Source organism: Pseudomonas sp. GGS8, assembly GCF_024168645.1.
Taxonomy (GTDB): Bacteria; Pseudomonadota; Gammaproteobacteria; order Pseudomonadales; family Pseudomonadaceae; genus Aquipseudomonas.
This window is the reverse complement of sequence record NZ_JALJWF010000001.1, coordinates 4,781,500-4,794,935: the sequence shown is the minus strand read 5'-3', so window position 1 is coordinate 4,794,935 and position 13,436 is coordinate 4,781,500. Positions and strand designations below refer to the sequence as shown.

Below are 13,436 nucleotides of genomic sequence, written 5' to 3'. Positions count from 1 at the left end.
CTAGGGAAGCGGTCAGTTGTTGGCGTTGGAAAATTGACCGGCACCGCCGATGGCAGCCACAAACGTGGTAGCCGCCTTTTATCAAACCATGCCTCACTGCCGTTACCAAAAATAACTTCTAAAACAATTAGTTGGAAATCATAATTAAGTTATTGGACAGAAGGCTATATTTTTGACTAGTGACATTTGACAGGTCGCCCTGAGTGATCAATACCTAACAGGGTCGATACCTGATAAAGGCGAGCATGCAGTGGGTGGATATCCGTTGCCACCTGCATTCAAGTAAGACTCGCGATCAAAAGCACTTATTCTTAAAGGGCCGAAGGTTCGGACCATGCGGTAGCTTTGGCCATTGCAAAAGATATCATGCACAGTGTTAAGTGACGCTTACACATTCCATTTAAAAATTGGATTATTGATTCAACTTCACCCTTACTGTTACTTTTACATTACATGCTTCATCATTGATACACCGTATTAAAAGCTTAACACTTTCACGACCTTAACGACTTCCACGATCTCCATAGAGGTTACTGGAAGGATAATGGCATCGCTGATGCACGACAGGCATGCTTTAACCAACGCTACGGAGCTTGCCAGTATGCTGACGAGTACCCAAGCTTCTAACTGGTATCTTTTGCAGTGCAAGCCACGTCAGGACGAACGGGCAAAGACCAATTTATTGCGGCAAAACTATGTCATCTTCTGCCCGCAAATCGTTAGCCAGCGCTCGATTCATGGGAAACCCCATCAATCCCTTGAGCCTCTCTTCCCTGGGTATCTTTTCATTCAACTCGGCCGTGACGACAAATGGGCGCCTTTACGTTCTACCCGTGGCGTCAGCCGAATCGTCGATTTTAATCACGGCCCGGCAATGGTCCCTGACGATATCATCGAACATCTGCGTAACCGGTGCTATAAACCACCCCAAGTGCATGTACCCCAACCGTTCAAGCCCGGCGAAATACTGCAAATAACCCGAGGACCGCTGTCGACACTCGAAGGTATTTTCCTGACCATGTTAGGTGACGAGCGAGTCATGATCCTGCTTCACTTTCTAAATAGAGAACAGCCGGTTCGTATTCCATTGAATGATCTTGAGCGAACACACCTTCACCTATAAACAAGTTGCCATTTTAGTTATCACAATAAAACAATTAAACAGACCTGTCGCACTACCCACTTAAACCAAAAATTTATGCCTTTCCGTTTTTTTCATGGACTGTTCCTTGGCGTGATTACATCACTCACATTCAACCTTTTTTTCCGGTCTATAGTCATTGGATTCGTCCCCAGGAGCAATGCTATGACCCTTAAGACCCACGCCCCTTTCGCATTGATAATGATTTCTTTATGTCCCGAAACGGCCTGGAGTCTCGACCCTCAGTCCATTGGCGTCTACGGCTTCGACTTCACCCCCACATTGTTATTTTCGGAGAGCTATGATGACAACTTCCGGGAACTGGATCGGGGACGTCAGTCTTCCATGGTGACCAAGGTGGCGCCCTCTTTCGAACTCAAGGCCGAAGACCGAAACAGTGCCACGCGACTTATCTGGCAGCCTACCCGCTACATTTATCATGACGAGCCAAGCGCCTCGAATACGGCGCAACGCGTGCGGCTCAACAGCATCATGGAGTTCACCGACCGCCATCGACTGAAACTTGAAGCCGAGTCGCATAAATATGAGCGTACGACCTCGACTGCCATCGATGGCATCAACGACAAGATTCGCAATAACCGCGTCAATGGTCTTTATACCTTTGGCGCCCGGAACGCTGACAATCAGATCGATCTGGGCGCCAGTTACGCTCAACTTCGTTACGACAACGCCGATGGCATCAACAAAGACAAAGAGCGCAATACCACCGGCCTGACCACCACCTGGTACCACCGCATCGGCAGCAACACGCGTGGGCTGTTGGAGTATGACCATACCGTCTTTGATTACCTGCAAACCGACAGCCGCCTCAACAGCACCGCCAATGCGATCCTGGCCGGCGCCGAATGGGACTTCACCGCGCGTACCACCGGCAAAGTACGTATTGGTTATGAGCGCAAGAACTTTGATGACAGCAGTGTCAAAGACCTCAATAACCCGACCTGGCAGGTGGACCTGCGATGGAAGCCACGAACCTACTCGACCTTTTCGTTCGTTGCTCGACAGGCGCTGGCCGAGGGTGACGACGGTGCTGACGCCGTCAAGACCAGCTCTGCCCTGTTCGGCTGGCGTCATGGCTGGACCGAGCGAATCACTACCGTGGCCGAAGCAGGGCTGGCCCGCTATGAGTACGAGGGGCAGAACCGCACCGACAACCTTCGCGACTACAACTTCGCGGTGGAATACCAGATGCGTCGCTGGCTGGATATCGAATTGGGCTATCGCCACCGCAACGACAATTCCGATGCCGACAATCGGAGTTTTGAACGCAACATCTTCCTGCTCAGCTTCAACGTAAGTCTCTAAGAGGTTCCCCCCATGAACTCGCGAATGCTTGCCTTGTTGTTCGTGCCGTGGCTGTTGCCCGTGACTTTTGCAGCGGACACCGGCGCCCAGTACAAACTGGCGGCCGGCGATGTATTGCGCATCACCGTATTCGGAGAGCGGGATTTGAGCTTCGACAAAATCCGCCTCAATGATGCCGGTACATTTTCCTATCCGTTTCTGGGTGAGATCGCCGCCAAGGGGCTCACCCCCAATCAGGTAGAAAAAATCATCGTCGACGGGCTCAAGCAAGGTTACCTGGTCGACCCCAAGGTCAGCCTCAACCTGATCGTCTACCGCTCGTTCTACATCAATGGCGAAGTACAAAAGCCCGGCAGCTATCCATACGAGCCCGGGCTGACGCTGGAGAAAGCCATTGCCCTGGGCGGTGGTCTGACCGAACGGGCCTCGATCAAGCGAGTGACCATCGTGCGCGGCGATGGCTCGCCACCACTGACCGATACGGTCACGCGCAGCACCGCCATCGCTCCCGGTGACACCATCTCCATTGCACAAGGCTTTTTCTAATCATGGACAACAGCCCAAGCATCTACGTCGAACGTCCGCTCCAGGCGCATCTGCCTCAGCATCAGCAGCATGGTGAGGAGAAGGACACCATTGACCTGCTCAAATACTGGAGGGTGATCTGGCGTGCTCATTGGAAAATCGGATGGTTGATGCTGCTTGTCTGTGCGCTCGCAATGGCCACGCTGTCGTTCATTCCCGCGCAGTACATCGGCAGCACCACCCTGCTGATCAAAGAAAAAACGCCACCACTGCTGACCTTCCAGCAAATCACGGACTCAAGCTCCGGTACCGTCGATTACTTGCAGACGCAACTGGCGCTCCTGCAGTCGCGGGACTTGGCCGAACGTGCCGTCAAAAAGCTCAACCTCACCACTAACCCGGTGACCGATCCCCGCCAACAACCGCAGTCATGGTTTACGCCACGCAAATGGTTGGCAAACCTTGATCTTGGCCAGTGGTTGCCGGCACTGGAGTTTTTGATACCCCAGCAGGTAGTGCCCACTGAAACCGACATTTTCAATGAAGTCACGCAGAACCTCATGAAGCGCACCGACGTGAAATTTGTCGGTAAGAGTCAGCTGCTTAATATAGAGGTAGAGCTGCCCGACCCTGACCTGGCGGCCGCAACCGCCAATGCGCTTGCCCAAGGCTTCATCGATAGCCAGTTCGACAATAGCCTGAAGTCCTCGCAGAACAGCACTAGCTGGATGAACTCACGCTTGATCGAGTTGCGCAATAATCTGCGCAGTGCCGAAGACAAGCTTCAGGCCTACCGGGAAGAACAAGGCCTGGTCGATGTCGACGGTGTCGCCACCATCAGCGCCAACGAACTGGAAATGACTGGCAATCGCATGATCGATGCCCGTCGTAATCTGGCGGAAGCCGAGAGCCAGTACCGCCAGGTGCAGGCCCTGAGCAATGGCAACTTGAGCAACCTCTCCAGTGTGCCGGCCGTCTTGAGTAACCCTTTGGTGCAAAAATTCCAGGCTCAACGGGCCAAGGCCCAAGCCAAGGTTGAAGAGTTGTCGGGGCGCTACGGTCCGAAACATCCAACCCTTGTCGCCGCTATCGCCGAGTTGCGTATGGCCACCGACAGCTTGCGCCTGCAGGTTCAGCAGGTGGTGGCTGGCATTGAACATGAATACCAATTATCCCGGGCCAATGAAAATTCACTTCGCAAATCATTCAACAACAACAAGGCACAGATACAGGAGATTTCTCGCAAGGAATTCCAGCTGCGCGAGTTCCAGCGAGAAGTCGACAGCAGTCGCGCGTTGTATGAGACCTTCATCACTCGCTTGAAGGAAACGGCGGCCACCTCAGACATGGATTCCACCAAAGCGCGCATCGTCGACCCTGCGATTGTGCCTTTGGAACCGAGCAAACCCCGCAAAACACTGATCATGGCGATTGTCGCCTTCGTGGCCGCGCTGATCGGCATGGTGTTGGCATTAATATCCGAAGCCCGGAACAAAACCTTCAAGACCGACGAAGCGGTCGAAAGCACGCTTAACATCCCCCTGCTCAGTGTGGTGCCGCTGGTCACGAAGAGAAGCCGCCGGCAACTGGCGCGATTGTTCGACGACAACGAGAATCCGCGCTTTTGCGAGACCATCCGCAACTTGCGCACCTGGCTGATGTTGCACGGCGGAGAAAATCCGTCACAGGTGGTACTCGTTGCCTCGACCATGGCCGATGAAGGTAAAAGCACCATTGCCAACAACCTGGCTTACTCGCTTGCAAAACTGGAGCGGGTCCTGTTGATCGATGCCGACATGCGCCGATCCAGCCTTTCGCTCAATTTCGATTTTCCGACAGACAGCCCGGGGCTGGCCAATGTCCTGGCGGGTACTGCCCGACTCGAAGATTGTATCCGGACTGTCGGCAATTTAGACATGTTGCCGGCCGGCAAACTTGCGCCCTCACCGCTTGATCTGCTTAGCTCGCCGTGCCTGACGCCCCTGCTCGAAACGCTGAAGTCGCGTTACCAACGCATCATCATCGACTCCCCGCCTGCGCAAATGGTCAGCGACGCGCTATTGCTGGCTAAGCATTCGGACGCGGTGATCTACGTGATAAAAGCCGAAAGCACACCGATCAGCCAGGTGCAGAAATGCCTCGCCATACTGCAACAGAGCCACGCGCCTGTGTTCGGTGTGGTGCTCAACCAGGTTGACCTGCGCAAGGCGCGCAAACAGGGCTACAGCCATAGCGATACGTTCCAGAACTACGACTACCTGTCCCGTTAAACCCTTGCGCATATCGCTGCCGTAGCCTCTTTCCAACAACCACCAAAAGCTGCTTCACACCAGTCGAGCGATACCAGCATGTGGGAAAGTGCGTGCCGTATTCGGCACCGATGTCCAACCCATGCCTGGAGGTTGAGCCGATGACATCGCTATACACCACTCAAATGACACATCGGCGAGGTCTGACCTTTTGGGGCCAATGGCTGTGCGCACTTAGCCTGACCAACCTGCTGCTGATGGTGCTCGTGTACTGGCGGGGCGGCAGCCTGACCAGTGAATACCGCATTCTGATGATTCTCACTGTGCTCGGGTCGGTACCGATCTACAGCGTCATGCAGGTTTACCACAAGCGTCATGAGTGGTTGTCAGGGCTCGGTCGTTTGCTGGCGGCCTGGCTGATCCTGCTGGCCGTTCTGATCAGCATCGCCTTCGTCACCCAGACCAGTGCGATTTTTTCGCGTCAAGTAATCATCGTCTGGGCCGTATTGGGTTACCTGATCCAGGCTGCGAGCTTCCTGCCCTTGCATTACCTGGCTCGATTGCACTCGCGCAGGCTGTGTAACGAACGCCGCGCGGTAATCATCGGTACTTGCCCGACCGCCTGCCGGCTTGCAAGGAAACTGTCCAGACCGAACCGCGTACCGGTACTGGGTTTTATCGCAACCACCGAACATACCGGCCCGGCGCCGAGCATTTTGCCGCTGCTGGGTCGCATCGACGAGATTCGCGAGATCATCACCCACCTGCACGTACGCCGGGTCTACATCGTCCTGCCGTTGGCGCAGGCAGCCATCATTGAAGCCCTGTACATCGACCTTCTGGACATGAATGTCGACGTGGTCTGGATTCCTGATTTCGGCAGCATGGTGCTGCTCAATCAATCGATCTCGGAAATAGAGCGAATGCCGGCCATCTACCTCAACGAAAGCCTCATCAGTTCGCACCCCGGCAGCCTGCTCTGCAAAGAGCTGTTCGAACGTATCCTGGCCGCCGTGGCCATTATTGTGCTCAGCCCCTTGCTGCTGATCGTGGCGGCAGCAGTCAAGCTCTCTTCGCCCGGCCCGGTGTTGTTCAAACAAGATCGTTACGGCTGTAACGCCGAGGTGATCAAGGTCTGGAAGTTCCGCTCGATGCGCGTGCATGACGACAGCGAAGTGCGCCAAGCCTCTCGCGAAGATGAGCGCATCACCCCGATCGGGCATTTTTTGCGCCGTAGTTCGATCGATGAGCTACCACAGCTTTTCAACGTGCTGTTCGGTGAAATGGCCCTTGTCGGCCCGCGACCGCACGCGGTCACTCACAACATTTACTACACCGGCAAAGTAAGCGCCTACATGGCCCGTCATCGCCTCAAGCCGGGAATCACCGGGTTGGCCCAGATCACCGGGCATCGCGGTGAAACCCAGACGCTGGAAAAAATGCAGCAGCGTGTCGCCCAGGACCTCAACTACATCAACCAATGGTCGCTGTGGCTGGACATCAAGATTCTCGTCAAGACCCCTTTCACGTTGTTCTCAAAGGACATTTTTTAAGGAGTCGCCATGATCAATCTGGAATTAATCGGGCATTTCGCACCGAACCTGCTGGACGCCAACAAAGCATTCTCCTTCATTAATTTTGCGTCCATCGGCAGTCTGTTCGACCGGGACCCGACGTCCATCGCCTATTTTTGCGACGGAATGTTGATGTCTACCTTCATCTCGCGCATCACCGGCCGGACGATCGGCCGGGTCAGCTTCGACTTTACATCCATCGCCGACACTGTCTTCAGTTGCGCCGAGAAACAAGGCAAGCGCATCTATTTTGTCGGTGCCAGGCAAGCGGAACTGGATCTGTTCATCGACAAGATCAAGGGGCGCTACCCGGCATTGCTCATCGCCGGCCGTCACAACGGCTATTTTGATGCACCGCAGGCTGCGTGCATTCAAGCGGACATCTGCCGCAGTGAAGCCAACATCCTGATCGTCGGCCTGGGCGCAGGGCTTCAAGAGCAGTTCGAACAGGATGCCCTGCGTGCCGGCTTCAACGGTGTGGCGTTCACCTGTGGCGGTTTCATTCGCCAGGAGGCCACGGCCACACATCATTACTACCCTGAACTGATCAACCGCCTGCATCTGCGCGCGTTCTATCGGATGTACCGCGAACCCCACACCATCACGCGGTATCTGGTCGATTACCCGACCAATTTTGTTCATCTGCTGGCGATGATCGTCCGGCACCAAGTGACGATCCATATCACTTATCCCTGAGCGCCAAGCATGCATATCCTGTTCATTCTCAAGGACTTCAAGCCCGGTGGCGGCCTCGAGTGTGTCCAGCAACGCCTGGCCCGGCAGTTTCTCAAGGATGGCAAACGGGTCAGTTATTTCGTTATGAACGGCGACTCTGCGGACGATGAAGGCGCGGCCACCCTCAATGGCGGCGACTGTGGAATCACCGGCCTGCTCAAGTCCATCGTATTGCTGCGCCGGATTATTCGGCGTGAGGGTGTGACTCACCTGATCGCCGCCAAGGAACAAGCCAATCTCTGCACCTGGTTTGCCACCCTGGGGAGCCCATGCAAGGTCATCTATACCCGTCATGCGGCACTGGACTGCAGCGAACAGCGCATAAACCCCACCATCCTGCGCCTGCTCTATGCGTTGTACCTCTGCGGCAACGATCAGGTCGTGGCGGTATCCAAAGGTCTGCGCCAGTCCCTCGCCGATCTGGTGCCCTGGGGGCATCAGCGCATTCGTTATTGTCCCAATGCCGTGGTCACAGAACAACTGCTCAGCGCCGCGCAGACGCCCCTGCTCTGCGGCTTGCCAGCCGAGTTCTGGTTAGGGGTAGGCCGGCTGGTGGAGCCGAAGGGTTTCCATTTGCTGCTCGATGCCTATGCCATGGCCTTGGGCAGGGCCGCCCTGCCGGACCTGGTGATCATCGGCAACGGCCCGCAACTCGCTGCTCTGACATTACAGGCAAGCCGCCTGGGCATTGAAGACCGTGTGCATTTCACTGGTTTCCTGAGCAATCCCTATCCATTTATCAGGCATGCACGATTGTTGATCCTGAGTTCCTTTCATGAAGGCTTGCCGACTGTCCTGATCGAGGCCCTGGCACTGGGTACACCCGTGCTGGCCTGCGACTGCGAGACCGGGCCCAGAGAGTTGCTCGATAACGGCCGTCTCGGCCATCTGGTCAAGATCAATGATGTGCCGGCGCTCGCCGAAGGGATGCTGCGCAGTCTGGCCTCCCCAGACCAGGCTGCGCCAAACGCACAAGCGGCCGCTGATGCAGTCCGCCAGTACACCAGCCAATACGCCGCACAGGCGTATTACCAGGTTTGGAATCAATGAAAAGATTGCTGATTATCCTGCAGGACTTGGGCGGGGGCGGTGCCGAAAAAATGATGGTGCGCCTCGCTGGAGCGCTGACTGACGCCGGCAATGACGTGACCTTACTGATGCTCACCGGCGCCGGCGTGAACTCGGTGCGCCTCGATCCCCGGGTAAAAAAGGTCGAGTTGCATAGCGTGCGCAGCTCCAGGGCAGTTCCGGCACTGGCACGCTTTCTTCGCCGCAATCGCTTTGATGCGCAACTGGCCGCCCTCACCCATGTCAACGTCGTGGCCATCGCCGCTGCTGCGTTGTCAGGTACGCTGGCGCGCCTGCATGTCAGCGAGCGCAACGCGTTTTCCCATGACAGATATGTCAACCCCACGCTGACGGTGCGCACAGCGTATCTGTTGGCACCATTGCTGTATCGACTGATCCCCAATCCGGTGATCTGCGTCTCGCGCGGCGTCGCCCAGGATCTCGTCGACTCCACCATCACCCGCCCCCAGGATGTCACCATCGCCGACAACCCGGTACTCGACAATGATTTTCGCGACAAGACGCCGGAGCGTCCAAGCCACCGCTGGCTGCAGGAAAAGTCCACCCCGGTGATTGTCGCCGTGGGCCGCCTGGCGCGGCAAAAAGGCTTTGACGTATTGATCGATGCCTTCGCCCGACTGCCCGATCACAGTGCCCGATTGATCATTTTCGGCGAAGGGGCGCTCAGGGCCCAATTGCTTGAACAAGCGATTGCTGTGGGCGTGGCCGACCGGTTCGATTTGCCAGGCTATGTCAGTGATCCGATGGCAGAAGTGGCGGCGGCCGATTGTTTTGTACTGTCATCGCGTTTCGAGGGTAGCCCCAACGCACTGGTCGAGGCCATGGCCACTGGCACTCCCGTGGTATCGACTCACTGCCCCTACGGGCCGCAAGAGATTCTCGACAATGGCGAGATCGCTCCGCTGGTGGCCGTCGACGACCCAGACGCGCTGGCGCAGGCCATTACGATGCAGCTGATGTTGCCGCGTGATGTAAATCGCCAGGCCCGCATTGATGCCGCTGCCCGCTTCATGAGCGCTTGCGCGGCGAAAACTTATCTCGATGCGCTACTCGGGAGCCAGTCGTCATGAGCACACTAGAAGTCAGGTACAGCACACTGCGCAACGCCTTCACATTGTTCGGTGTGCTGTTCTACATTCAGGTGATCGGATTTTTTTCCGGGCTGGCGGATACGTCGAATCTGGACGTAGCCGAAAAAGACCTCGAAGGTAACGCGGTCAATCAGATTTGCGGTCTGATCACCCTACTGGTACCGCTATTCTTCTTCCTCCGCAACAAGGTGTTCCTCAGCAAAAGTTTTTACAGGAACAACGTCTTCCTGCTGGTGTTCATGCTCTGCCTGGCGGTATCGATCAGTTGGTCCTACGACCCGATATTAAGTTTCAAACGTTTTGTGGCACTGATCAGCGTGGTCTTCTTTGCGGGTTTCATCGCCTACAACTACAGCCTCGAGAAAATCGCCTTCATGCTCGGCTGTCTCATCGGCGCCGCTGCGTTGTTCGGTTTGATACTGGCGCTTGTCAGGCCCGATGTCGCCTTCATTTACGGCGGTGTTCGCGAGGGTGCATTCAAAGGGATTTTCCCGGATAAAAATGCCGGCGCCCGGATCAACGCGATCGCCATTTTGCTGCTGCTACCGATGATCCGTCAGCGCAATCCCTGGGCCATCCTCTGCTCGTTGTTCTCGCTGATCGCGATTGCGCTGGCCCAATCCGCCACCGCCATGGCACTGATTATTGCCGGCACCATGAGTTACTGGTACTTCCTCACGCTGATCCATTTGCACATCAACCGCTCAGTGCCGGCATTCCTCGGCACGACAATCGTCTATTTGCTGATCTGTTTCTTTCTCTACGGCAACTACACGCTGCTGCTGGAGCTGACCGGTCGTGATCCATCACTCACCGACCGCACGTTGATCTGGGACCTGCTCACACCGCTGATCGACGCCGAATTTCTCAAGGGTTACGGCTTCGGGGCCTTCTGGTCCAGCCCCAGTGCTGAGGTCTTCATCAACCGCTGGGGTTACATCGGCAATGCCCACAACGGCTACATGGAAACCTTGCTTAACGGCGGTATCGTTCAGTTGATCGCGCTGGCCCTCATGCTGATCGAGGCACTGCTCAAACACTATCGGGCGGTGATGACGGATCAATCGGCACGGTTTCATGTCAGCGCGATGGTCATCATCGGATCATTCATGCTCACCAACTATGTAGCGTATGTCGTGCCCAACTACCGCTCGGCGGAGTTTCTGGTGTTCTGCGTCCTGGCCCTGTCCTTTCGGCATCACCACGCGAAATACCCCGTGTTGTCAACGGCAACCCTGCGTCAGCGTCCGTCCGGCGAGGCATTACCGCGCGACTCAGCCAAGGCGTAACGAAAGGAGAAATAACCATGCCAGACCAAGCCCACCCTTCACCCCATACGGTGTGCGTCATAATCCCGATGTACAACGGCGCCGACAGCATTGAGCAAACACTGGCGTCCGTGGCCGGGCAAACCCGATTGCCCGATCACGTCATCGTCATCGACGATGGTTCCACCGATGATGGACCCCAACGCGTCAGGGACTTCGCAGCGCCGTTTCGCCTGACGCTGTTGCATCAAGCCAACGAAGGCCAGGCCAGCGCCCGCAACCACGGACTGCAGCACACTGAAGAGACTTTGGTGGCGTTTCTCGATGCCGATGACAGATGGTATCCGCGAAAGCTGGAGCAACAAGTGGCACTGTTTGACGAACTGGGTCGTCAGGGACGGCCAGTGGCGCTGGTAGATTGCTACGTGCATAACGACTACAGCGACGGCAGGCGAATACTGGAAAACCGGCAAAAAAACGGTAGGCATTTCGACGATTTCATCCGCGCCAACGTCCTCAATGGCGTGTCCTCCGCGATGGCCAGACGCGACGTGATCATGCAACTCGGCGGCTTCAATGCCAGCCTGCGTTACTCCGAAGACCGCTTCATGTGGACCCGGATCGCTGAACACTGGGAGGTCCATACGGTGCCAGAGGTGCTGCTGCAGCGCATGGTCAACAGCGCCAACATGACCGCGCAACCGACAAGGTACTACCCGTACAAGATCAAGTTCATCGAAGCGTACCTCGCCCACTTTGGCCCGCAGCTCACCAGGCAGCAACGGATCGATTTCGCGCTGGGCAGCCTCTCCGACTTTCTCGAACTGTTTTCCCGCAGAGGCGAGCATGCCCAAGTGATCGGTGTGTACCGGCGAATGCTGGAGTATTCCTGGCAAACGCTGATCTTCAGGACCGGCAAACCGACATTGCGCTTCCTCTATGCATGCGTCCAATCATTGCGCAAGGCAGCTGCGTCCACTACCGCTCATTGAGGCGGTATCCGCCATGGCCAATCAGCGTCTGGTTAAATTGATCTGGATTTTCACGGAGAAATTCGGCCTGATTTTCCTGTCGATGATTACCTTTGTCGCGTATGCCAGGCTGCTGTCGCCCACAGAGTTGGGTGTGGGCACGGTCATCATTGCCATCGTCGAGTTGATCGGCATGATTTATTCCTCGGTTCTGGAAGACCCGCTGGTACGACTCGAACGACTGGAGGACAAACACATCGCCACAGCCTTCTGGGCGTCGGTACTCGTCAGCCTGCTGTCCATCGTCGTCATCTCGGGCGCGGTAACGCTGTACACACCCGACCCGGTGCTGCGATGGATGACGGCGGTGGCCTCGGTGAAAATCCTGTTCACCATGATGGCGCGGGTCTATGTGGTACAAATGCGCCGCATTGGCAACTTCAGGGCGTTGGCATCACGCACGTTACTGGGCAAAGTGTGTGGTGGCGTGGGTGGCATCGCTGTCGCGCTTTGGGGGTTGGGGGCCTGGGCGGTCATTGCCCAGGTACTGATCATGGAGTTTGTGTCCATTGTCGTATTGATGCGTGCAGACCCGCGTCGCATTGCCTTTTACATTGACGGCCCGCTCCTGCGCGAACTGTTGAAGGCCGGCGCACCGGTTGCCGTCAACGCGCTGAGTTCACAAACGCTGCAGCGCGGGGTCACCGTCATCCTGGGCATGACGGCCGGCAGCAACGCGGTGGGCATGTTCAACATGGCGATGCGCATCATCGATCTGCCGCGCACGGCGATCTATCACGGCCTGATCAGCTATGCGCTGCCGGTATTTGCCCGGCGCAGCGCCGATCCATTGCGGTTGCGCGCGATTATCAGCGATTCGACCGCCGTCAGCGGCTTCCTGCTGACGCCCCTGTTCATCGGCATCGCACTCACGGCACATGACCTGATCCTGTTGATCTTCGGCGCCAAATGGACCGAGGCCATTCCCCTGCTGCAAGTGCTTGCGTGCACGGCAGCCATCGGCAATACCGCCATGTTCGCCACAACCGCACTGGTCGCGGTCAATTGCAGCCACCTGACCATCAAGGCCGAAGTGGCAACCACCGTACTGGCACTGGCGCTGGTCTATAGCTTCGGCAGCCTTTATGGCGGCATGGCCGCCGCCCTCGCTCTGCTAGCCCGGATGGCGATCATCACGCCACTGCAAATCCGCGGGTTGAACCGCGCAATCGGCTATGACTGGCGGCTGTTTTTCGAAACCAGCTATCGCAGCGTGGTTGCCTCGTTGGTCATGGCTGCGATCGTCCTGATGGTTTCTTCCCGATTGAGTGTTCAAGGCTACCTGCACCTGTTCTGCAGCATCGTGGTTGGCGCGCTGAGCTATGCCGTGGTGTACAGCGTGATGCATCCGCGCTGGCCGCAAGAATTCAAATCGGTTTTCACCACCCGCTGAGAGGACGCACCCGA

11 protein-coding genes are annotated in these 13,436 nt (G+C 56.4%); all 11 read left to right on the top strand.

From position 1 onward, the window contains the following. Window positions 1-601: 601 nt before the first annotated feature. The gene (gene rfaH, locus J3D54_RS21585) at window positions 602-1,123 is read left to right on the top strand and encodes a transcription/translation regulatory transformer protein RfaH (protein ID WP_253426701.1); all 522 of its coding nucleotides are present in this window, start codon (window positions 602-604) and stop codon (window positions 1,121-1,123) included. 183 nt (window positions 1,124-1,306) lie between these two features. After that, on the top strand, window positions 1,307-2,467 hold the full coding sequence (locus tag J3D54_RS21580) for an outer membrane beta-barrel protein (RefSeq protein ID WP_253422463.1): 1,161 nt from the start codon (window positions 1,307-1,309) through the stop codon (window positions 2,465-2,467). 12 nt (window positions 2,468-2,479) lie between these two features. After that, the gene (locus J3D54_RS21575; protein WP_253422462.1) at window positions 2,480-3,013 is read left to right on the top strand and encodes a polysaccharide biosynthesis/export family protein; all 534 of its coding nucleotides are present in this window, start codon (window positions 2,480-2,482) and stop codon (window positions 3,011-3,013) included. A gap of 2 nt (window positions 3,014-3,015) precedes the next feature. Next, the gene (locus tag J3D54_RS21570) at window positions 3,016-5,262 is read left to right on the top strand and encodes a polysaccharide biosynthesis tyrosine autokinase (protein WP_253422461.1); all 2,247 of its coding nucleotides are present in this window, start codon (window positions 3,016-3,018) and stop codon (window positions 5,260-5,262) included. A 140-nt stretch (window positions 5,263-5,402) separates the two neighbouring features. Beyond that, entirely contained in the window at window positions 5,403-6,794 is a 1,392-nt protein-coding gene (locus J3D54_RS21565; protein ID WP_253422460.1) for an undecaprenyl-phosphate glucose phosphotransferase, read from the top strand. A gap of 9 nt (window positions 6,795-6,803) precedes the next feature. Beyond that, the gene (locus J3D54_RS21560) at window positions 6,804-7,511 is read left to right on the top strand and encodes a WecB/TagA/CpsF family glycosyltransferase (RefSeq protein WP_253422459.1); all 708 of its coding nucleotides are present in this window, start codon (window positions 6,804-6,806) and stop codon (window positions 7,509-7,511) included. 9 nt (window positions 7,512-7,520) lie between these two features. Further along, a complete protein-coding gene (locus J3D54_RS21555; protein ID WP_253422458.1) occupies window positions 7,521-8,600 on the top strand; it encodes a glycosyltransferase in 1,080 nt (359 codons plus the stop codon). Further along, the gene (locus tag J3D54_RS21550) at window positions 8,597-9,709 is read left to right on the top strand and encodes a glycosyltransferase (protein ID WP_253422456.1); all 1,113 of its coding nucleotides are present in this window, start codon (window positions 8,597-8,599) and stop codon (window positions 9,707-9,709) included. The genes J3D54_RS21555 and J3D54_RS21550 overlap by 4 nt, the downstream gene beginning before the upstream one ends. Continuing rightward, window positions 9,706-11,019 (top strand): O-antigen ligase, encoded by a 1,314-nt coding sequence (locus tag J3D54_RS21545; RefSeq protein ID WP_253422454.1) that lies wholly within the window; start codon window positions 9,706-9,708, stop codon window positions 11,017-11,019. The genes J3D54_RS21550 and J3D54_RS21545 overlap by 4 nt, the downstream gene beginning before the upstream one ends. A 17-nt stretch (window positions 11,020-11,036) precedes the next feature. Next, entirely contained in the window at window positions 11,037-11,990 is a 954-nt protein-coding gene (locus J3D54_RS21540; RefSeq protein ID WP_253422452.1) for a glycosyltransferase family 2 protein, read from the top strand. 13 nt (window positions 11,991-12,003) lie between these two features. Then, window positions 12,004-13,422: an oligosaccharide flippase family protein gene (locus tag J3D54_RS21535; protein WP_253422451.1), complete on the top strand. Its 1,419-nt coding sequence runs from the start codon at window positions 12,004-12,006 to the stop codon at window positions 13,420-13,422. Window positions 13,423-13,436: the final 14 nt, after the last annotated feature.

Bases quoted from the DNA above. Each gene is read 5' to 3' on its own strand.
- rfaH (WP_253426701.1), top strand. From the start codon at position 602: ATGCTGACGAGTACCCAAGCTTCTAACTGGTATCTTTTGCAGTGCAAG.
- J3D54_RS21540 (WP_253422452.1), top strand. From the start codon at position 11,037: ATGCCAGACCAAGCCCACCCTTCACCCCATACGGTGTGCGTCATAATC.
- J3D54_RS21535 (WP_253422451.1), top strand. From the start codon at position 12,004: ATGGCCAATCAGCGTCTGGTTAAATTGATCTGGATTTTCACGGAGAAA.
- J3D54_RS21545 (WP_253422454.1), top strand. From the start codon at position 9,706: ATGAGCACACTAGAAGTCAGGTACAGCACACTGCGCAACGCCTTCACA.
- J3D54_RS21565 (WP_253422460.1), top strand. From the start codon at position 5,403: ATGACATCGCTATACACCACTCAAATGACACATCGGCGAGGTCTGACC.
- J3D54_RS21580 (WP_253422463.1), top strand. From the start codon at position 1,307: ATGACCCTTAAGACCCACGCCCCTTTCGCATTGATAATGATTTCTTTA.
- J3D54_RS21555 (WP_253422458.1), top strand. From the start codon at position 7,521: ATGCATATCCTGTTCATTCTCAAGGACTTCAAGCCCGGTGGCGGCCTC.
- J3D54_RS21550 (WP_253422456.1), top strand. From the start codon at position 8,597: ATGAAAAGATTGCTGATTATCCTGCAGGACTTGGGCGGGGGCGGTGCC.
- J3D54_RS21575 (WP_253422462.1), top strand. From the start codon at position 2,480: ATGAACTCGCGAATGCTTGCCTTGTTGTTCGTGCCGTGGCTGTTGCCC.
- J3D54_RS21560 (WP_253422459.1), top strand. From the start codon at position 6,804: ATGATCAATCTGGAATTAATCGGGCATTTCGCACCGAACCTGCTGGAC.
- J3D54_RS21570 (WP_253422461.1), top strand. From the start codon at position 3,016: ATGGACAACAGCCCAAGCATCTACGTCGAACGTCCGCTCCAGGCGCAT.